We start from the raw sequence: 21577 nt of genomic DNA, 5'->3' as shown, positions 1-21577 counted from the left end.
GGTACATATACATGATAAAAAATAGAATTGGAGAGGATATAATGAACACTGGACAAGCTACTATTAATTTTTCCACATTAACAGAAGAACTCATTTTAGCGACAGCATTAAAAGAAAAGAACTGCTCACAAGAAGAATTATATTTCGCTTTAAGCTGCTTACTACGTTCCTTCCATACATTATTCAACAACCAAGTTTTAGAGGAACCCACTAGACAGTATGCACAAAACCAATTTTCCAGTGCATATAAGATTATTACAGGCCGAACTGTATACCCATTTTAAATTACAAAAATGGCTGTTAGGAAATCTCCCAACAGCCTAATAGATCAGTACTCAACCTTTGAAAACTGGATTTATTTACAATAGATTAATTTAAAATTTTCACTTTAACAGTTTTACGTCCCCAGTTTTCAGCAGCTGAATCAGAGCCAACTAGAACGTCGATACGATTCCCTTTAATTGCACCGCCAGTGTCCCCAGCGATTGCTTCCCCATATCCTTCTACCCATACTTTTGATCCTAATGGAATCACTTTCGGGTCAACAGCGAGCATCTTCATGTTTGGGTTTGCCGTTAAATCATGACCCGTTGCAGTTAATACACGGCCACCGTATGTACCACCGTTTTCACTCGGGTTAGCTGTATACGCTGTAGCTACAACTGTTAGCTCACGACCACCAGAAGGAGCGTTTTTTTCAGCCGGTTTTTCTACAGGCTTAGCAGCTGGTTTTTCTTGTGCTACCGGCGCTTCTGCTTTTGCGGGTGTTTCAGTTTTAGCAGGCGCTTCCGCTTTTGCTGATTTTTCAGTTTTAGCAGGTACTTCTGCTTTTGCAGGCGCAGGTGTTTCTTGTTTTTCAATAACAGGTGCTGTACCTGTTAAGAACGGAACATGAACGTATGCGGTTTTCCCGTTATATTCAAATTGTAACCACCCATTTTGTACTTGGTTCGTTGTTTCAATCGTATCGTCCTTCTTAAGCGTACCAAGAATTTCTGAGTTTGTGTTCGCTTCAGCACGTACGTTTAATACGTTTGCTGTTACGTAATAGATGCTTTTTGTGAAATTTGCACTTACGAATACGTCTTTACCATCTAATTTGATTTTTGACCATCCGTTTTCTGTATTTGTTACATCTAATTTATAACCATTTAATACTTTCCCTACAACTTTTGATTCAGTAGTTGGGTTTTCTCTTACATTTAATACCTCTGTCGTTACAACAGTTTCCGCTTTTGCAGAAGCAGTGAAAATCCCAAGACCAAAAACCGCTGCCGTTGCTATACCAATTAATTTTTTCATGAATAGCCTCCATTCGCTTTGTTTTCGTGACCTCATTATAGCAACAGTTTTTTACGAAATTTAGGATATCACACAATTACAAACGATTCGTAACACATCATTAATGATTTGTAACATAAAATCGAGCATAAAAAACTAGTCCCTATACGTAACTTTAGGAGTTTTAATAGGGATTTTCTCTTTCTATCATAAATATTTTTTGGAAATAAAAGTAACAGTATTACTATTTTGTTACAAAAAAACACCGAAACATTACAAATTCCCGTTACATTATGTCTTTTTATGTAATGAATCTTTTGCATTTTAATCATATATAACTGACACTAAAACTAAAAAAACCTTCTTGATACATACCAAGAAGGTTTTTTACATTGTTTTTTACAATGAAGCTCTATAAATCGCTACTACATCTGCTTTATTTAATTTCTTAAAATGACCGAATTCACCATACACCATCGCTTTTTCCGCCATTACATCAATTTGCTCTTCCCCGATTTCATAATCAGCTAGGCGAGACGGTGCTTCAATAGATGTCCAGAAGCTTCGCAACGCTTCGATACCTTCTACTGCAATTTCCTTATCCGTTTTTCCGTTTGCTTCTATATTAAATACACGCACCGCAAATTTTTTAAAGCGATCTACATTTTCATCTAAAACATGCTTCATCCAATTCGGGAATAAAATCGCTAAGCCACCACCATGCGGAATATCATACACAGCTGAAACGGCGTGCTCAATATTATGCGTTGCCCAATCACCGCGAACACCCATTGCTAAAATACCATTTAGCGCCATTGTTCCAGAATATAAAATGGTTTCTCGATGCTCATAGCTTTCCAAATCACTTAAAAGTTTCGGTGCTGTTTCAATGACTGTTTTTAAAATAGATTCACAATAGCGATCTTGTAATTCTGTATTTGAACCTTGATGGAAATATTGTTCTAATACATGCGACATAATGTCAACCATACCATAAATAGTTTGATTTCTTGGTACAGAAACTGTGTGCACCGGATCTAAAATGGAAAATTGCGGGAACGTAACAGGACTACCCCATCCATACTTTTCCTTCGTTTCCCAATTTGTAATAACAGATCCTGCATTCATCTCAGAACCTGTCGCTGCAAGGGTTAGTACTGTACCAAACGGTAAAGCTTCACTTGCAAATGCTTTCTTTGTCACAATGTCCCATACATCACCATCGTATTTACTACCGGCCGCAATCGCTTTCGTACAATCAATGACACTTCCACCACCGACAGCTAAAATAAATTCAATATCGTTTTCTTTACAAATTCGAATCCCCTTGTTCACAGTAGATAAACGTGGGTTGGGTTCAACACCTGTTAACTCAAAAATTTCTGCATCAATTTCTTTTAAGATAGAGATTATATTATCGTATATACCATTTCGTTTAATACTCCCCCCGCCATATACGAGAAGAACCTTTTTCCCGTACTGAGGGATCTCTGTCTTTAATTGTTCTAATTGACCTTTCCCAAAAACTAGCTTTGTTGGATTACGAAATACGAAGTTTTGCATGCTTTCCCATCCTTCCAATATAAAAGTTACTATACTTTTGTATAACACATTTTTTTCATTTCACAAAAACATTTGCTTCGCAAAAAAAATTTCTACGAGCTCAAGTTATGCTCCCACCACTTAAAATCCTTTACATCTTACATTGCGGAGCTTTAGAACCTGTGATAGTAAAATAAAAAAACTCCCAGCCTAAAAGGCTGAAAGTTTTTATTGATAATACGGTGAAATCATTAAATAAACAATAACACCAGAAAGACTTACGTATAACCAAATTGGCATCGTCCAACGAACAATCTTACGATGGCGAGTTAGTTGATTTGTAAAACCATATACGAGTGCGAACAAAGCTAGTGGAACAATAATTGCTGCAAGTAAAATATGTGTAATTAAAATAATGAAGTACACATACTTAATAATCCCTTCTCCACCAAAATGCGTTGCTGGTGCTAAGTAATGGTACGTTAAATATGAGACACAAAATAGCAATGTTGTTGTAAATGCCGCAAGAATAAAACCTCGGTGCATTTTCACATTTTTCTTAATAATAGAAAACAATGCTGCAAGTAAAAATACAAATGTAAAGCTATTAAAGATTGCATTTAACATTGGCAAAATTGTTACATCAAAATGTACTTCTCCTTTGTATCCAACAGGCCCAAAAAACAAAAATAAAATAATCGCATTGACAATTACAGAAAGCGTTATCACAATAGGAGCATAGCTTTTCTGATTTGTTGATTGATTTACCAAATTGTTCACTCCTTTTTCTTCTACATATGTATAATGAACCTCACTATTTTAACATATTATTCATAGTGTAAATGTGACAATACTTTGACACAGTAGTAATAAACAAAAAAAATCCTCCTTAATTATATTTCTTAAGAAGGATTTTATCGGTTTATTATTGAAATAGCAATTCGTTTAGTTTTTGTTAGAAAACATATCACTATATGCTTGAAAAATCTCTGTTACTTGATATCCCATTAAAGAAATTGCTGTTAATGAAAAGAAACCAATCATAAGAAAACGAAACCACATATTATTCTCCTCCTTGTATTTAGCTTATAAACAATACGCTACATTACAAGTCGGGCGGCACTCTTCTTCATCGCTTTCCTTTTTCTTTACGATCGCTGTTATAAAACGAATCATAAAGAGGGTAACAAAAGGAATTTGTTCGCAATTTATATTGGCATAGTTTGGCAACGGCTCTCGTTGCAATTCGAACGGAGATGAGACGGAATAGAACATACCTTGTTCTTCCATATATACGATTACAATTTTCATACAAAATAATATCCCTAGAAAGGAAACAAAATCTTGCCAGTCCGTCGTATATAACAGATTATAAAGCTCTAATACGTACTCTTCCATCGTCATCCCCCCTTCCTTTGTTATCATTTTGCTCGCCTTCGTATAAAAAGTCAAGAAAAAAGTTCATATTCACTATGGCAATAGTAATTACTTCTTCGCTACTTATATATGAAGCCTTTCTAGTAATGATTGGATGTAGTTTTCTTCGTAAATAAGAAATTAAACTCGAAGTGATTCTTCATTCTTATTTTTAAGACTTAAAACTGAACTATTTTTCTTTCTATTAAAAAGAAAATAAGAAAATATAATAAGGACTGTAACAAGCATCGTTAATAGTGCTTGTGATCGTAATGATTCAATTATAAACATCGCAATGAGAACTGCTGAAATCCCCGCAATTGTAACATAGGTTAAAATCGGAAACAGCCACATTTTCACTTTTAAATCTTTTTGTTCTACTTCTCCCATCTTCTTACGCATTTTCAAATGAGAAACTGCTATAACAAGATAAACGAGTAGCGCAATCCCTCCAGATGCATTCACTAAAAATAAAAACACTTTATCTGGTGATATGTAACTAAACACAACGCCTATATAAGCAAAAAAAGTACCAAATAAAACAGCACGAACAGGAACTCCACTACTGTTTAACTTTAGAAAAGTTTTTGGAGCATCTCCTCTTTCCGCCATGGAAAAAAGCATTCTTGAATTTGTATATAACCCTGAATTTAAGCAAGAAAGTACAGCTGTTAAAACGATAAAATTCATAATTTGTGCTGCGGCAGGGATACCTATATGTTCAAGTACCGCTACAAATGGACTTTTTAATATATTTGCTGAATTCCACGGGAGGAGCGTAACAACTACCGCTATAGATCCAATGAAAAATACGAGAATACGCCAGATCACGCTATTTGTTGCTGTTTTCACTGCTTTAACAGGCTCTGCAGACTCACCAGCTGCTACTGCGACAATCTCTGATCCCATAAATGAAAATATGACGACTGTTATACCAAGCAACACCGAACTGATACCATTTGGCATAAACCCACCTTGGCCAACTAAATTTGAAGTACCAGGTGCTTCCGTTCCTGGTACAAGCCCCAAAATAACAGCAAGACCAAGACAAAGGAACAGGACGATACTAACTACTTTAATAAAAGAAAACCAATATTCAAACTCTCCAAATGATTTCACCGAAAAAATGTTCGTCAACGTTAATAATATCGTTAATATTAAACTTAAAAACCAAAGTGGAATTTGCGGAATCCAATATTGGATAATGCCAGCGCCTGCTGTAGCTTCTATTGCAATAACAATTACCCAGAAAAACCAATATAACCATCCGATTGTATACCCTGCCCATGGACCAATTGCTTCACGTGCATATGTCGCAAAAGAACCACTCGTTGGGTTAATGGCCGCCATTTCTCCTAACATCCTCATTACAAAAATAACTAGAAGTCCTGCTAATGCATATGAAACGATAGAACCTGGTCCCGCTGAATGAACAACTGCACCACTTCCAACAAACAAACCAGCTCCAATTACGCCACCAATTGAGATCATTGTAATGTGACGTATTTGTAAGTCCTTCTTGAGATTTTTATTCAACTCACGTACATCCCCTTCCAAATTTGATTTTGAAATTTATGTAAGAGTGTTATGCAAAAAATCTTGTCCTGCACCTCAAATATATCAAAATATTCTGAATTTAACAATTATAAAATACTCTCCTACATAAATTATTACATCAGGTTTACTAGTTTTTCTTTATTTCAAAACAATTATTGAAAAAGTTATAGCTTCTTTAGAACATATTTGGATACTATCCCCCCCCCCGAAAAATAATAAAAAACATCAATAGGTTACTTTGTACGACCTATTGTTGTTTTTTATTTGTATAAATTACTTTGTTCTATTCATATTCATTTCATAAAGGAACCCTTCTCCAGCTCTCAAATAACCATTTACAAGACTTAAAATTAACTTCCCGCCAACTACCATCGCACGTTCATCAAAATCAAACTGAGGGTGATGATGTGGATATGTCGCTCCTACTTCTTCATTACCTGCACCTGTAAAGAAAAATGCTCCCGGAACATGTTCTAAGTAATATGCAAAATCTTCACCACCCATAATCGGTGGCACCTCAATGACTCTTTCTCTTCCAAGGTCGCGTTCTGCAATCTCCATAAAGTAACTCGTTTCCTCTAAATGATTTATTAATATTGGATAACCACGTTTATATTGAATAGTGACTTCAGCATGAAGTGAATGACAAATCCATTCAACTATCCTTGTGAATTCTACTTCTATATAATCCCTCACTTCAGGATCAAGCGTCCGAATTGTTCCTGTAAACGTCGCTGTATCCGCTATAATATTATCTGCCTGACCAGCATGGAATGTACCAACTGTTAATACAGCTGATTGTAATGGATCTACTTTTCTGCTCACTAAAAGTTGCAATTGATTAATAACTTGTGTTGCAACAATAATTGCATCTACAGTATGATGCGGCATTCCTCCGTGCCCACCTTGACCTTGAATCTTCACTTCAAAAGTATCAGCTGCCGCCATCATTGCACCAGCTTTTGCACCAACAACGCCTATAGGCATTTGTGAGGATAAATGTGTACCGAAAATAACATCCACCCCTTCTAAACAACCATCCTCAATCATTGCAATGGCGCCGCCGGGTTCTTTTTCTTCCGCATGCTGATAAATGAAAACCACTTTTCCAGAAAGTTGCTCCCGATTATCACTCAAAACTTTCGCCACTCCTAATAGTGTCGCTGTATGTCCATCGTGTCCGCAAGCATGCATGACCCCAGGAACCTTTGATTTATATGAAACTTGTTTCTCATCTTGAATAGGAAGTGCATCAAAATCAGCACGTAACGCTATTGTTTTCCCAGGCTTTCCCCCTTCAATTATCCCAACTACTCCTCTTCCTCCTACATCAGTTTTCACATCAATATGAAAACTTTTTAAAATCTCAACTATTTTTTTAGGTGTCTCTACTTCTTTAAACGCTAACTCTGGATATTGATGAAAATTTCTCCGCCATAAAACCATTTGCTCGTAAAACCCTTCCAACTCTTTATGCCATGTCTCTATCATCGTAATTCCCCTTTCTTTTTTGAACGCTTTAAATAAAATTTACAAAACATTCTGTTTTTAATCAATGAAAAATAACTTTCCATTGATCATTTAATTCTAGTTATGTTACATTACTGTGAAAAAATAAAAGAAGAATAGTTACCATATTTCTCACCAATTTTCTGCGTACACTTGTTCTCAGAGATTTTATACGTTATAATAACAACTTAAATAGCATTATTTACATATGAGGTGAAGTTATGAATAAAACAGAATTAATTAAAAACGTAGCACAAACAGCTGAAATTTCTCAAAAAGAAGCTAGTGTAGTTGTACAAACTGTAGTAGAATCTATCACTAACACTTTAGCTGCTGGTGAAAAAGTACAACTTATCGGATTCGGTACATTTGAAGTTCGTGAAAGAGCTGCTCGTACAGGCCGTAACCCACAAACAGGTGAAGAAATGCAAATCGCAGCTTCTAAAGTACCTGCTTTTAAAGCTGGTAAAGAACTAAAAGAAGCAGTAAAATAATGAAAAGATAGCCTTCTCATAAATGAGAAGGCTATCTTTATGTTTCACTGCTTCTACTCTCTACTTGTTGAAACGGATCCTATAGCGAATAAAAAAACAAGCTAGTATAGGGCCTAACTTGTCTGATCACGCTTTTGAGAACCGTTCAAACACTTTCATTAACTCGTCAATTGCCTCATCACCATTTCCTTCTTTAATGGCACTAGAAACACAATGATTTGTATGGTTTTTAAGTATGCCCATACCAACTTTCTTCATTGCTGCATTAATAGCTGAAATCTGAACTAAAATATCAACACAATAACGATCATTTTCAACCATATTCTGGATACCACGTACTTGCCCTTCAATTCTCTTTAATCGATTCATAATTTGTTCTTTTTCTTTATCAGATCTATGAGTAGTAACTACTTCCGTTTCATTATGATTCATTTTATCACCTTCTTACAGTTTATCCTCATCTAAATGTAACAATACCTTCTCCAAGTATATCAATTATAGCATTAAACTCGCACGCGAGGGTACTTTGTATAAGAACCTAATAATAAATACCACTATATTTGTTATTCTCTGTTTTTATACCTTATAATCAAAATCCCTATACCGGAAAAGTATAGGGATTTTGATAGCTTACTCCTTATCAAACAACTTATTCTATTAATTTATTTTGAGACATTAATTGTTTGAATTTCCGTTCTTTCAAATGCCTCTCCATCTTTTGTTTTTCCTTTAATTGCAATTGTTACATTGAGGTTATCAGCTTGTGAAGGGGTTTGAATACGATTAATAAACGTACCATTTTCTTGCTTTATCCCCTGTTGTTGAATCGTTTCTTGGTTACTCATAGTAATAGTCTTCACTTGCACATCTACCGAGTTCATATCTAATTGTTCCAAATCCATTATTTTTACTTTTAATGGAATATCTTGATTTGTTTTAACTGTTTGATCCACGTCTATAGATACAGTAGATGAACCTATAAAGTTAGTAAACATAAAATATGCATCTGTTGATGAGCTAACAATTTTAATTTTCCATTCCCCTTTTTCAGGATTATCAATGAAAAATCCCTTTGAGTAAGCTCCTTGAAGAAAATCTTGCATTTGCGAAAAGATAAATTCTGTACTTTTTTTATTATATACTTTGTTTGAAGGTGAAATAAGGGTCACATTTGTATTTTTTTCTTTTGTTAAAATATTAAATACAGACTGTTTTACATTAGAATCTACATAAATACTTTTTTCTATTTCTTTATTAGCTGTTAATGCTCCACCAGCAACCACTTGTTCTACTGGCTTTTCTATTATTTTCTGAACATCTGGTGTTGCCAATAGCGCTTTTTTAGTTAACGCTAAATCTGGTACCTTCTCTGTACTTCTTAAAACAGGTTCAATTTTGTTAAAAACTTTTGAACCATGATGGATTGCATCGTGATCTAGATTGTCGACAAATAGTTCTTTTCCATATGGAAGACGCGTACTCCATACGTTTACTAAACCATCATTGTCCCCATATTGTGAAAGGTATGCTCCTCCAAACCATAATGCTTTAAGAGAAGGACCCCAATTATTACCACCAGCTGTATAATACGTATTTTTGTAAACGTTCTCATTTTTATCTGTTATTTCACGAAATCGTTTCATGTTTCCTGTTTGTAAAGATTCCGTACCAGCATCTCTTTTCCCTAGTAGTTTAGCCAACCACCCTGCCTCAGTACTGTATACTAAATCCGCTAAATTAGAACCATGTAATGGTGAGGAAAGAGTGACTACTTCATTTACATAAGAATGAGCGTTGTTATAAACAATTGCTGTTTGTGTATCAATTCCGCCTTTACTATGAGCTACAATGTTTACTTTTTCTCCAAAGTGATCATATATTTTTTTTAATAAATCCGCTAACATCGCTCCATTATCCCAATTGTTAGCTGCTTGATTTGCTCCCGCTGCATCATATAGTTGAACAAACGCTGTGCGATATCCAGCTTTATATGCCCTTTCATACATATCATTATGTCCATAGTATGTAGTATCCGCCCACCATTCACGAGCTGTACAGTGGAGCCCCTGTACAAATACAATTGGAGGTTTATTTATATCTACACTTTCTGGAGTTGCTCCCAATAACCAAGTTCCTGGTTTTGTAGGAACACCTTCATTTAGCATTGCTTTTGGAACTGGAATTCCCCCGACCGTTCCTTTATAAACACTAAGATCCGTATAATATTCATCACTTCCTGCAGTCGTACTCCCTGCCCATATAGGTGCTGCATTTCCAAATAACATAACACTAGCTGTTGCCGTTGCTAACATAAACCTTCGAATTCTATTTTTTTTCACTATACTAACAACCTTTCTTTTATAATTGTTAAAGATATCTATTAAAATAAAAATCCCATTACATATGTCATTTATGTTCTTTATCAAGAACACAAATAGACTTCTTCATACAAATAAAACATGGCTAAGTAGTACACCACCTCTCGTATTTTTTTAATACACCTAATTTTCCATCAACTACTCTTTTATAATAACAAAAAACTCTAAATATGTTAATATTATAAATAATTAGAATGTGATATTAACTTGAATAGTTACATAGATTAATAAATGAAAAATTACTTATCATCCGTTAACGGAAATACCTCTTACTACAATAATAAAATATAACGTCGGTATTGTTTCATATAAAAAAGGTAAGCACTCGCTTACCTTTTTTATATAGTCTTAACTCTAGTAATGTATACACAAGCACACATCAACTTACTAAATGAACTTTGCCAGTATTCTATTCAATATTAGACTGAATTGCTGACAAACCGTAATGCCCTACTTAAAGTAGTCGGTATTACAGATGCGTGGTTTTCTCCATCAGCTTCATAAAAAGCAAATCGTAAACTGCTATGCTGTAAATTTGATAAACGCTTCGCTAATGCGTTTGTATCTAAAACCATATGCTCTCTTTCGAGTGACCCTACTGTAAGAAAGACTCCGATTTCAGAATTAGCTTTACTCAGTTCATTGATAAACTCCGCTTCCTTCTCAAGAACAGACTGGTTATTCCACCAAATAGACGGACTACTGATGAAATAATTTTGAAAGGCGTTTATATTTGTAAACAATACATGTAAAGCAAACAATCCACCAAGTGAATGTCCAAATATCGTTTGTTTTTCCCTATTAATCTCAAACGTCTGTTCAATTTGCGGCTTCAATTCATCTTGAATAAATGCTAGAAACTCACTTGCCCCTCCCGACTTTGGCCACGGCTTTCCATCTGGTTTTGGCGGCGCATCTACTGAAGCGGACGAAGGTGTAAAATCATAGCATCTTTCAGCAGCTGCAAAAGTTCCTTCTATCGGATAACCAACACCAATAATAATAGATGGTGCAACTCCTGTTTTTTCAGCTCTTACCGATTGAATCTTGATAGCCTCTTGAAATGTTTGAAAGAATGCATTCCCGTCTAATACATAAATCACAGGATATCCACCATCTGGTGCAGGTTGCTTTGGCTTTGAAATATAAATTTGATATTCACGGTTCCCTTTTTTCGAATGGATCTTCCATTGCTCTGTACCGTAAATGGCAACATCTTTTTTTTCAATACTTGTGTTCATATAATCCCCCCTCTCTTTCTCTTCTTAACTCGTTACATATAATTCCTCATGATCTTCTTGAAAGACACTATCATATCCAAAGCATACAGGAGCACCATTATACGGATCTATCATAACGCGTGCATCAATATGAAAGACACTTTTTAACACTTCGTTTGTGATAATTTCTACTGGGCTTCCTGTTGTAATAATTTCCCCATCTTTCATTGCGATAATCTCATCTGAAAATCGTGCCGCATGATTAATATCATGTAAAACCATAACGACTGTGCAGTTATGATTTTTATTTAATTGTTCAACAATTTGCAGGACTTCCAATTGATGGGACATATCAAGGTATGTAGTTGGCTCATCTAATAATAAAACTTCCGTTTCCTGCGCTAAAGCCATAGCGAGCCATACTTTTTGTCTTTGTCCCCCTGATAAATTTCCAATTTGACGAGTGCGAAAGGCTGATGTTTTCGTAATATCCAACGCCCAATCAATTATTTCTTTATCTTTAGATGATATTTTATTCACATTATTTCGATGTGGATAACGCCCATATGAAACCAATTCTTCCACCTTAAGCTCTGTTGGTGCAATTGGATTTTGCGGAAGTAAAGCTAGCTGTTTTGCAATTTCCTTTGTAGAAATCTTATTTAAATCCTGTCCTTGTAAATATACTTTACCGCTTTTCTGTTTTAAAATCCGGCCCATAGTTTTTAATAACGTTGATTTCCCACAACCGTTTGGACCAATAATTGTAGTAACTTTTCCTTTTTTGATTTCTACATTCAAATCACGAAAAACAGTAAACTTTTCATAACTTGTTTCTAAATTTTCAGCGCTTAGAACATTCACTTTCTCTCACTCCTCTTACGCTTTCGCTTTGTATAACAAGTATAGGAAATATGGTACACCGACAATTGAAATTACAATCCCAACTGGTAACTCTGCTGGCGCGAAAATGGTTTTCGCAATAAAATCTGAAACAATCACAAGTAGCATTCCGATTGCACCACATACCGGAATCACGTGTCTATGCTGGATTCCTACAAGTCTTTTCGCAATATGGGGAGCCATAAGACCAACAAATCCAATACTTCCGGAAACAGAAACACAAGCACTAATTAATCCAATACTACTTAATAATAAAATCGACTTTTCCCTCTCTACCGAAACTCCTAAACTTGTTATACTCGACTCCTCTAATTGAAATAGGTCTAGTAAATACGCCTTTCTTTTAATAATCGGAACTAAAATAATAATCCACGGTAACATGGCAACAATATACTTCCAGTTTGCATTATATATGCTTCCTGAAACCCATACAGCAGCCATTTCAAAGTCCGTTGCTTTCATTTTTAGCGATATGTACATAGAAAGTGCTCCAAAGCCTGAACCAATTGCAATCCCTGTTAGCAAAAGACGCTGCGAATCTAATTTTCCATTTTGCCAAGAGAACGCATAAATTAACAAAGCAGCTCCTAATCCTCCGACTAGCCCGAATAATGGCATCATCATGATTGAGATCCAATCTGTACTCTTTAATTGTCCCTGAAAGAAAAACATAAAAAGCACAATTGCAGTTCCCGCACCTGCATTAACTCCTAAAATACCTGGGTCTGCTAAGCCATTCCGTGTAATACCTTGCAGAACAGCTCCTGCGATTCCAAGACCTAGCCCTACTAATCCTGCGATTACGATTCTCGGAAGTCTAAAATCAAATATAACTAAATCGTGTTCAGGTACAGGATCTATTCGGAATAACGTTCGAAATACGTCTGTAATCGTAATATCAAATGTACCATTTGTTAAACTAATATAAATTGCACTTAAAATTAAAAATATAATAATCCCCATTGTCACAACATAACGGGACATTGAATTTCTAAGCATGCTTCTCTCCTCCTCTTGTTTTAATTAAATAAAGGAAGAAAGGAATTCCAATTAATGACGTAACGACTCCTATTGGTGTTTCAAATGGATAATTTACAAATCTACTCAATATATCACATAAAGCGAGAAATACTCCACCAATCACACCGGCACAAGGGATAATCCATTTATAATCTACCCCAATTAAAAAGCGCGTAATATGAGGAATAATCAGTCCTACAAAACCAATTTTTCCAACTAAAGCAACCGCAGTACCTGTTAAAAATACAACAGATAAAATTGCAATCGCCTTTACAAGCTTTGTACGCTGGCCTAAATTAATAGAAACCTCTTCTCCTAATGAAAGAATCGTAATAGATTTTGAGATAAGAAGCGCCAAAATAACACCCGCTAAACCAAAAGGAATCGCGAACTTAAGTATATTCGGATCCACTTGATGTAATTTTGCGTTATACCAAAAACTAATATTTTGAGAAACTTGAAAATAAGATGCAATCGCAGCTGAAAGACCGCTTAAAAATGTACCTATAACCGTCCCAATAATCGCTAGCCGAACTGGTGACAATCCATTTCGAAGCAGTGAACCGAAACCAAAAACAATTCCTGCCCCTAGTGCTGAGCCTAGCATAGAACATAAAATCATATTTACTGAAGACATTCCTGGCAGAAACACCATACAAATTGTAATTACAAAGGCTGAGCCATCTGTCACACCCATAATAGAAGGGGATGCAAGATAGTTTCTTGTCATCCCCTGCATAAGTGCTCCTGATATGGCTAGAAAAGCTCCAACTAGTAGAGCCCCAACTACTCTTGGTAAACGAGAAGTGATAATAATATTATGATTTACATTACCTGAATCAAAATGAAACAGTGCATTCCAAGCCGTTTCAAAATCAATATCTTTTGCCCCATATAAAATAGATAGCATAATTGTAAGCAAAATAACTATAGGCGCTAAACATAAAATTACCATTGGTACTGCATTTATTTTCCGCATATCATTCAACGCACCTTACTTATTTAGATAAATTTTTCACTGCTTCTTTTAAGAAAGCCGTCTTACTCCAAGCAGTACCACCTTGTGCCATTGGATCAACAGTGTTTACAAATACTTTTTTATCTTTTACTGCATTAATACTTTGCCAGATTGGATTGCTTTCTAACTCTTCTAGAGCTTTTGGTTTATCTTTATTTTCGCTTGCTTCAAATTGCAAGAAGACATAATCCGGATTAATTTCAGCAAATTTTTCTAAAGAAATCGCTTCTTGCGCCTTAACAGCTTTAATTTGTTCTGGAACAGTTAATCCTAAATCTTTATAAATAACAGGGTTGAAGTATACGCCTTCTGGATAAAGATTCAAGCTACCAGCTCTTAATCTTACAACAAGAACCTTCTTATCTTTTAACTTATCGGCAATTTCTTCTTTTGCTTTTGCAGCATCCGCTTTATAATCTTTGATAACTTTTTCGGCTTTATCTTTTTTACCAGACAATTCTCCCATTAACTTTAAATTATCTTCCCAATTTGTAGAAACGTGTGAGACTGGAATTGTCGGAGCTACCTTCGTAAATTTCTCAGCCATTTCTGGTGGGAATTTTGTACTAGACGTAATAACATCTGGTTTTAATTGAAGTAACGTTTCAAAATTCGGTTGCATTTTCTCACCGATAGATTTTGCACCTTCTAAATCTTTCGCAACGTATGCTGGTAATTTCCCACCTACTGTAATTGCTCCCACTGGCTTAATACCAAGTACCACAGCATCTTCCATAGACTCTAAGCTAGCGGTTACAATATTCTTTACTTTTGTAGGTACTGTATATTCTTTACCTAAATATGTAATCTTTTGTTTCTCATCTTTCTTTGTTTCAGTTGCTTTTGTTTGTTGCTTTTGCTCACTAGAACTTTTGTCTGCACTATTACATGCAGCAAGACCTACACTTAATACTGTAACCATTCCTAATGTGAATAATTTCTTGTTCATACTGAATAAATCCCCTCTCTAATTTATAACTTTTAAATATAACATTTTAATGATAATTATTATTATATGAATCTATGTATCTCCTAGTAATACTATCTATTCACCATTGAAACTCATGTATTCCACTTCCCTAATTAAAAATTCTCTACTACCCTCATCCAGGTGATAATGATTCTCGTTATTAAGTATATAGTTATACACAAAATATTTCAAGAATGATTTGAAATATTTTAACAAAACAAATAAAAAAGTCGTATCTATCCTCATTCAGAATAGACACGACTTTTTTACCGCTATAAAATTCCATATTTAATTCTACAAGGAACAGGTCTGCTCTCATGTCTTCCACTCTTACATTCCGCTTCAATATTTATTTTTTTATTTTTCAGAAACAATGAAATACATTTCACTTTTTGTTCTTCACTTACTGATTTAGCATGATATCATACTTGCTCCATGTTTTATATTTTGTTTACATGCTAACACAAAATATAACTATCATTTTTCACCTTTGTAATCTTGCTCTTATATTTATAAACCCATACATACGTACTTCGTTCAGGGTATACTAATTTCGGAGGTGATTCCTATGCAAAATGAGAGATTACAATTAGACACAAGTGTAAATAATTTGACGGATGAACGTTGGCAAGCAATCGTACACAGCAACTCTTCTTATGATGACCAATTTTTTTATGGTGTAAAGACAACAGGGATATTTTGCCGACCATCATGTAAATCTAAAGTACCTAAAAAAAACAATGTACAAATTTTTCTCAATGCACAACAAGCATTATCCGAACAATTTCGTCCCTGTAAACGCTGTAAGCCGAATGGATTTAAGTTACCTAATGAAAATTGGGTAACACAAATTATAGAGTACATTGATAAAAATTATCACGAGCCATTAACTCTCGAAATACTTGCAGATATGTGTCATGGCAGCCCATATCATTTACAGCGCACCTTTAAGCGAATAAAAGGCATCACTCCGCTAGCGTATATACAACAAATAAGGATTTCTAAAGCTATACAGTATCTTACACATACAAATCAAACAATTACGGAAATAGGTTTTGCTGTAGGCATACCCAATACTGCACATTTTGCAACATTATTTAAAAAGAAAACGGGATATACCCCTACTGAATTTCGAAACATAAACCATATAAACGAGGTAAAATAACATGGCATCTAAAACAAACCACATTATATATTGGACGCTATTCATTCATGAAAATTGGCATATGTATATTGCAGCAACATCAACTGGATTATGCTTTGTGGGGTCTCAGCAGCAAACTTTTGAAGAGTTAACAACTTGGACGGAAAAACGTTTTCCAAAACATACTTTCGTCCAAGAAGCCTTAAAGCTACAACCATATATTCAAGAACTAACAGAATACCTAGACAAAAAACGTGAAGTATTTTCGTGTCCCCTTGATATTCACGGAACGCCTTTCCAATTAGCTGTTTGGAATGCATTACGGGAAATTCCTTATGGAAAAACCTATTCCTATTCAGATATTGCACAGCTTATTCAAAAACCAAAATCAGTACGCGCTGTAGGCACCGCAATTGGAGCCAATCCTTTATTAATTACAATCCCTTGCCATCGTGTGATTGGAAAGAACGGGAAACTATCTGGTTTTAGGGGTGGATTAACAATGAAAAAAGAATTATTAACATTAGAAAAAATATTACTGTAGGTGGTTACAAATGAAGAATGTTACAATTCCTCTTGAATGGGATGCTCCTTATTTTATAGGTAACAAAACACTAAAAAACTACTGCTTCCCTTGGTGTAAACAAAAGCAGTCTCTAAGAAACAATCGAAAATTTAAATCTAGAAAAGAAGCGGAGAAAACTGGTTATCAGCCTTGTAGAAATTGTTGTCCTGCGCTTCCATATAGAGCGTGGAAAGATGAAGATGAAAATGAAAACATAACATTAATTGTTCCGAAAGAATTTAACTTTAAACAAAATTTACACTATCTTTCTCGTTCCAAAAATGAATGTATGTTTCACATTGAAAATAACAAAATTTATAGAGTGGTTCCGATTGAGGGAGAAAACCCGTTAATCGAGACAAGTGTAAATGACGAAGGGAATATCCATGTTCGCTTTTTAGGTGATAAGACGCCGCATGAGAAATGGGTTCGTGCTACAGTAGCTAGGTATGTGAGAGAATGGTTTGATTTAGATACGGATTTAACCCCCTTTTATGATTTAGCAAAAAAAGATGCACTTCTGTCTAAACCAATCAACGAATATTACGGACTCCGCAATATGGGAATTCCTGATTTATTTGAGGCACTTTGCTGGGGTATTCTTGGCCAACAAATTAACCTCACATTTGCCTATACATTAAAAAAACGATTTGTGGAATCCTTCGGCGAACACATTGAATGGAATGGACGGAAATATTGGATATTTCCAACACCAGAAGTCATCGCAAACCTAGCAGTAGAAGATTTAACAGAATTAAAAATGACTATGAGGAAATGTGAATACCTTATTGGTGTCGCAAAACTCATGACACAAGGTTCCTTAAGTAAAGACTTGTTCATAAAAAGCGACCTAAAAAATGCTGAGAGAACATTAACCAACATACGTGGTATTGGGCCATGGACAGCAAATTATGTGTTAATGCGTTGTCTAAGATTCCCATCCGCTTTTCCAATTGATGATGTTGGTCTACAAAATGTGATTAAACTTTTAACAGAATCAGATCAAAAGCCAACAAAACAAGAAATAAGAGAGTATGCTTCAGCATGGAAGAATTGGGAATCCTATGCAACCTTTTATTTATGGCGAGTGCTATATTAAATTCTTCGGCACAACAATAGATAGGTTCATTTCAATAAGTAGAACCTATCTATTTTTCATATTATAAAAGACAATTAATTATTCATATAAAAACTTTACGCATACCGGTTCAGGCACTATCACATCTGACTGTAAGGGGATTAATTGTCCTGTAGTCTCATTTCTAGAAAATAGCACAAGGTTACTAGACTTCTCATTAGAAACAACAATGAACCTTTCAGTAGGATCTAAAATAAAATCTCGTGGCCAATCCCCTTCTGTCGATACAGTTTCAATAAAAGTAAGCTTCCCGGAATTTTGATTCACATGAAAAATAACAATACTATTATGCCCTCGGTTTGCCGCATACACAAAACGCCCATCAGAAGAAATATGAATCGCACTTCCAAAATTACTTTCACTATACGTTTCGGGCAAAGTAGAGATATACTGTATTTCTTCAAATCTACCCTTTTGTTCATCGTACATTAAAACAATAACTTCAGAACTAAGCTCAGTAATTACATAAACATATTTCCCATTCGGATGAAATACAAGGTGCCTCGGTCCACTTCCTGGATTAACAGATAAGCTATGAACTTCTATTAGTTTTTCGTTACTTTGTTCATATGTAATTACTTGATCCATTCCTAAATCAATTGCTATCACATATTTTTGATCAGGTGTACTACCTACATAGTGAGCATGTGGTTTTTCCTGTCTTTCTTTATTTAGACCTGAACCATAATGCTGGACAATCGATGATGCAGCATTTATACTTCCCTCTTCTTGATTTATCACATAAGATTCAACAGTTCCTTTATGATAATTGGCAGTAACCACCATTCCTTTTTCTTGATTAACACTCAAATGACAAGGTGACGCCCCTTCTACAATTTGCATATTTACCAGATCAAGCTTTTTTGTTTCGCTGTTGATTGAAAACGCAGCGACACCTCCTAATTGATCCATTCTTGCAACAGAATACAAATACTGATTATCATGACTAATAGCTAAATAAGTAGGACTCCCTACATGAGCTACTACTTTTATATCCTTTATTTCCGCTGCTTTTATATCTAATGTAAATTGATAAATCCCTTTACTATCCCCTCTTGTATACGTGCCTATATAGCCAAGAAACTCATTCTTATTCATAATAAGACTCCCTTCCCTTACATACATTATGCGGTTCACTTATAGACAAATATATCATTAATATATCGAAAATTCTCAATTAATAAAGGATAAAAAAGAAATCCGGGTAGCTATCATTACCCGGATTTCTTTTTATGCCTGTTCTTCAAACAATCGTACTATTTCTACAATTACTTGAACAGCCTTCTCCATATTATCTACAGAAACATATTCAAATTTACCGTGGTAGTTTTCCCCACCAGTAAAAATGTTTGGCGTTGGTAAGCCCATATATGATAATTGAGACCCATCCGTTCCACCTCGGATTGGTTGAATATTTGGCTCAATATCTAGATTTTTCATCGCCTCATACGCAATATCAACAATTTCCTTAACTGGTTCAATTTTCTCAACCATATTATAATACTGATCATTCATCTCAAGAATAATGGTTTCCTCACCATATTTCTCTTGCATCTGCTTCGTAATATTCGCAACTTTTTCTTTACGATCATTAAAGTTTTCACGTTTAAAATCTCGAATAATGTAATGGGATTTACTTTGTTCCACATCACCATTTACAGAAATGAGATGATAGAAACCTTCATATCCCTCTGTATATTCTGGTGCCTCTTCTATTGGTAACTGTGCATGAAACTCCATCGCTAACTTACTTGCATTTACCATTTTATTTTTTGCTGTTCCAGGATGCGTATTATTCCCTTTAAAAGTAAGTTTTGCACTTGCAGCATTGAAGCTCTCATACTCTAGTCCTCCAAGTGGACCTCCGTCCATCGTATAAGCAAAAGATGCTCCAAACGCTTCCACATCAAAATGGGCTGGTCCACGGCCAATTTCTTCATCAGGCGTAAATGCCACTCTAATTTTCCCGTGTTTAATTTGTGGATTATGTAATAAATAATTCATAGCTGTCATAATTTCTGTAAGGCCGGCTTTATCATCTGCACCAAGAAGTGTTGTTCCATCAGTTGTAATTATAGTGTGGCCTTTATATGATGGTAATTCTGGAAATTGTTCTGGCGTTAAAACAACATTTAATTCCTTATTGAGTGTAATTGCCTTACCATCAAAATTCTCATGAATTTGTGGTTTCACATTTTTTCCTGTAAAGTCAGTTGCTGTATCTAAATGCGCTAAAAAACCAATTACAGGCACATCTTTATCCGTATTTGCAGGAAGTGTCGCCATGACATATCCATTTTCATCCATCGTTACTTCTGTCATACCAATTTGTTTTAATTCTTCAACTAATAATTTTCCAAACTCAATTTGCCCAGGTGTCGTTGGTACTGTATGACTTTCTTCATTCGATTGTGTATCCACCTTCACATATGTTGTAAATCTTTCTATAAGCTCTTGTTTCAAAGTAGTCCACTCCTTTTTTATGAATCTCTCTTTATTATAATCCTCATGACAAAATTTTTTAAAGTTTTTGACTGTAATATAGCGTGAAATTGAACTACTCTTACAGAAAAACATTTCAAACAATCATACACAAAAAATTTGTAATTGAATGATATCTTACAACAAAGCTCTTCTTCTCATCCATTGTGTCGCGACCCACTTTTCCCCTTTTATAACAGGCGCACCACCATGTAAAGTGAGTTTATTTATTGAAGTTTCCTGATAAAAATACTCAAAATATACCGCCATTCCTTTTTTCGGAGCTATGGAAAGATCAAGCTTTGGAAAATATGTTTCTCCGCCTTCTTCCACTTCGTTTAAATACATCACAAGCGTACTAATACGATTGTTTTCTGCTGCTTTGCTATGTTCTGCAAAGTAATCATAGTGTGCTTTATATTCTTGTCCAGGGGTATATTTTAAAATATGAAGACCTTCACCATATTCGGCAGGAATATTCATAATCGAAGACACTCGTTTTTCGATTTTGGCAACGATTTCGTTTTTTTCTAAAAATGTACCACTACTTGTTCGGATATTGTTTACTTCACGAGAAGCGCCGATTTTCGATCGTTTCATTGAATAGTTTGACAATTTTATTAATAATTCACATTCTTTATCACTTAATACATTCCCTAAAACAACGATAAGAGGCTCTTCTAGCCTTGAAATGATTTGTATTTCTCTGTCCTCTGTCACAATAGCGTTTCCTATGTGGTTAAAAATCGTTAGTTCCTTACTTTCAACTGTTCGATTTTCCGTTGTCATTTTCCCCATCCCCCAAAAAAATAATTAGATAGCATTAATATATCACAATTTTCTCTTCATTCTTATCTTTAAGAAAATTATAATTATTAATATTTCGGTATATTATAATGGCTGAACAAGAAGACATGTAGTTACTTAAATCATTTTAAATA

General features: G+C 34.9%; 21 protein-coding genes. 5 read left to right on the top strand and 16 right to left on the bottom strand.

Annotation, left to right across the window (positions count from 1 at the left end; translation table 11 throughout):
• The first annotated feature begins 41 nt into the window (after nucleotides 1–41).
• Nucleotides 42–284 (top strand): hypothetical protein, encoded by a 243-nt coding sequence (locus tag ACX5JI_RS05090; protein ID WP_459499980.1) that lies wholly within the window; start codon nucleotides 42–44, stop codon nucleotides 282–284.
• Between the two features lie 85 nt (nucleotides 285–369).
• On the opposite strand, the gene ACX5JI_RS05085 is transcribed toward ACX5JI_RS05090, so the two are convergent.
• From ACX5JI_RS05085 to ACX5JI_RS05060, 6 genes are all read right to left on the bottom strand, one after another.
• Nucleotides 370–1302 (bottom strand): SH3 domain-containing protein, encoded by a 933-nt coding sequence (locus ACX5JI_RS05085; protein WP_459499979.1) that lies wholly within the window; start codon nucleotides 1300–1302, stop codon nucleotides 370–372.
• Nucleotides 1303–1680: 378 nt separating this feature from the next.
• Nucleotides 1681–2844 carry an iron-containing alcohol dehydrogenase gene (locus ACX5JI_RS05080; RefSeq protein ID WP_459499978.1) on the bottom strand — a complete coding sequence of 388 codons (1164 nt, stop codon included), beginning with the start codon at nucleotides 2842–2844 and terminating at the stop codon, nucleotides 1681–1683.
• A gap of 207 nt (nucleotides 2845–3051) precedes the next feature.
• Complete coding sequence (locus tag ACX5JI_RS05075; protein ID WP_459499977.1) at nucleotides 3052–3594, bottom strand: DUF420 domain-containing protein; 543 nt, start codon at nucleotides 3592–3594, stop codon at nucleotides 3052–3054.
• 315 nt (nucleotides 3595–3909) lie between these two features.
• The gene (locus ACX5JI_RS05070) at nucleotides 3910–4248 is read right to left on the bottom strand and encodes a hypothetical protein (protein WP_459499976.1); all 339 of its coding nucleotides are present in this window, start codon (nucleotides 4246–4248) and stop codon (nucleotides 3910–3912) included.
• A 132-nt stretch (nucleotides 4249–4380) separates the two neighbouring features.
• Nucleotides 4381–5775 carry an amino acid permease gene (locus ACX5JI_RS05065; protein WP_459499975.1) on the bottom strand — a complete coding sequence of 465 codons (1395 nt, stop codon included), beginning with the start codon at nucleotides 5773–5775 and terminating at the stop codon, nucleotides 4381–4383.
• 294 nt (nucleotides 5776–6069) lie between these two features.
• Complete coding sequence (locus ACX5JI_RS05060; protein WP_459499974.1) at nucleotides 6070–7287, bottom strand: amidohydrolase; 1218 nt, start codon at nucleotides 7285–7287, stop codon at nucleotides 6070–6072.
• A gap of 239 nt (nucleotides 7288–7526) precedes the next feature.
• Between ACX5JI_RS05060 and hbs the strand changes: the two genes are divergently transcribed.
• Nucleotides 7527–7799: a non-specific DNA-binding protein Hbs gene (hbs, locus tag ACX5JI_RS05055; protein WP_459499973.1), complete on the top strand. Its 273-nt coding sequence runs from the start codon at nucleotides 7527–7529 to the stop codon at nucleotides 7797–7799.
• 126 nt (nucleotides 7800–7925) lie between these two features.
• On the opposite strand, the gene ACX5JI_RS05050 is transcribed toward hbs, so the two are convergent.
• The 7 genes from ACX5JI_RS05050 to ACX5JI_RS05020 form a co-directional block, all read right to left on the bottom strand.
• A complete protein-coding gene (locus ACX5JI_RS05050) occupies nucleotides 7926–8231 on the bottom strand; it encodes a metal-sensing transcriptional repressor (RefSeq protein WP_459499972.1) in 306 nt (101 codons plus the stop codon).
• Between the two features lie 230 nt (nucleotides 8232–8461).
• Nucleotides 8462–10138, bottom strand: a complete 1677-nt coding sequence (locus tag ACX5JI_RS05045) for an esterase/lipase family protein (RefSeq protein ID WP_459499971.1) — start codon at nucleotides 10136–10138, stop codon at nucleotides 8462–8464.
• Between the two features lie 458 nt (nucleotides 10139–10596).
• A complete protein-coding gene (locus ACX5JI_RS05040; RefSeq protein WP_459499970.1) occupies nucleotides 10597–11418 on the bottom strand; it encodes an alpha/beta hydrolase in 822 nt (273 codons plus the stop codon).
• Between the two features lie 24 nt (nucleotides 11419–11442).
• Nucleotides 11443–12261 (bottom strand): ABC transporter ATP-binding protein, encoded by an 819-nt coding sequence (locus ACX5JI_RS05035; protein WP_459499969.1) that lies wholly within the window; start codon nucleotides 12259–12261, stop codon nucleotides 11443–11445.
• Between the two features lie 15 nt (nucleotides 12262–12276).
• Nucleotides 12277–13299, bottom strand: coding sequence for a FecCD family ABC transporter permease (locus ACX5JI_RS05030; RefSeq protein ID WP_459499968.1), 1023 nt, complete (start codon nucleotides 13297–13299; stop codon nucleotides 12277–12279).
• Nucleotides 13292–14299, bottom strand: coding sequence for a FecCD family ABC transporter permease (locus ACX5JI_RS05025; RefSeq protein ID WP_459499967.1), 1008 nt, complete (start codon nucleotides 14297–14299; stop codon nucleotides 13292–13294). Before ACX5JI_RS05025 ends, ACX5JI_RS05030 begins: the two co-directional genes overlap by 8 nt.
• A 19-nt stretch (nucleotides 14300–14318) precedes the next feature.
• Nucleotides 14319–15287, bottom strand: a complete 969-nt coding sequence (locus tag ACX5JI_RS05020; RefSeq protein ID WP_459499966.1) for an iron-hydroxamate ABC transporter substrate-binding protein — start codon at nucleotides 15285–15287, stop codon at nucleotides 14319–14321.
• 589 nt (nucleotides 15288–15876) lie between these two features.
• Between ACX5JI_RS05020 and ACX5JI_RS05015 the strand changes: the two genes are divergently transcribed.
• From ACX5JI_RS05015 to ACX5JI_RS05005, 3 genes are read left to right on the top strand one after another with little or no spacing between them, the layout of a single operon-like run.
• Nucleotides 15877–16473 carry a bifunctional transcriptional activator/DNA repair enzyme AdaA gene (locus ACX5JI_RS05015; protein ID WP_459499965.1) on the top strand — a complete coding sequence of 199 codons (597 nt, stop codon included), beginning with the start codon at nucleotides 15877–15879 and terminating at the stop codon, nucleotides 16471–16473.
• 1 nt (nucleotide 16474) lies between these two features.
• Nucleotides 16475–16996 carry a methylated-DNA--[protein]-cysteine S-methyltransferase gene (locus ACX5JI_RS05010; RefSeq protein WP_459499964.1) on the top strand — a complete coding sequence of 174 codons (522 nt, stop codon included), beginning with the start codon at nucleotides 16475–16477 and terminating at the stop codon, nucleotides 16994–16996.
• Nucleotides 16997–17006: 10 nt separating this feature from the next.
• Complete coding sequence (locus tag ACX5JI_RS05005) at nucleotides 17007–18116, top strand: DNA glycosylase (protein ID WP_459499963.1); 1110 nt, start codon at nucleotides 17007–17009, stop codon at nucleotides 18114–18116.
• Nucleotides 18117–18194: 78 nt separating this feature from the next.
• Here the strand turns inward: ACX5JI_RS05005 and ACX5JI_RS05000 are convergent, their stop codons facing one another.
• The 3 genes from ACX5JI_RS05000 to ACX5JI_RS04990 form a co-directional block, all read right to left on the bottom strand.
• Nucleotides 18195–19253, bottom strand: a complete 1059-nt coding sequence (locus ACX5JI_RS05000) for a lactonase family protein (protein ID WP_459499962.1) — start codon at nucleotides 19251–19253, stop codon at nucleotides 18195–18197.
• A gap of 132 nt (nucleotides 19254–19385) precedes the next feature.
• Nucleotides 19386–20618: a peptidase T gene (gene pepT / locus ACX5JI_RS04995; protein WP_459499961.1), complete on the bottom strand. Its 1233-nt coding sequence runs from the start codon at nucleotides 20616–20618 to the stop codon at nucleotides 19386–19388.
• A gap of 156 nt (nucleotides 20619–20774) precedes the next feature.
• Complete coding sequence (locus tag ACX5JI_RS04990) at nucleotides 20775–21425, bottom strand: 2OG-Fe(II) oxygenase (RefSeq protein WP_459499960.1); 651 nt, start codon at nucleotides 21423–21425, stop codon at nucleotides 20775–20777.
• Nucleotides 21426–21577: the final 152 nt, after the last annotated feature.

The organism is Bacillus sp. C1 (genome assembly GCF_054570475.1).
Note: the sequence above shows the minus strand (reverse complement) of the source record. Positions and strands in the feature narration are given on the sequence as shown.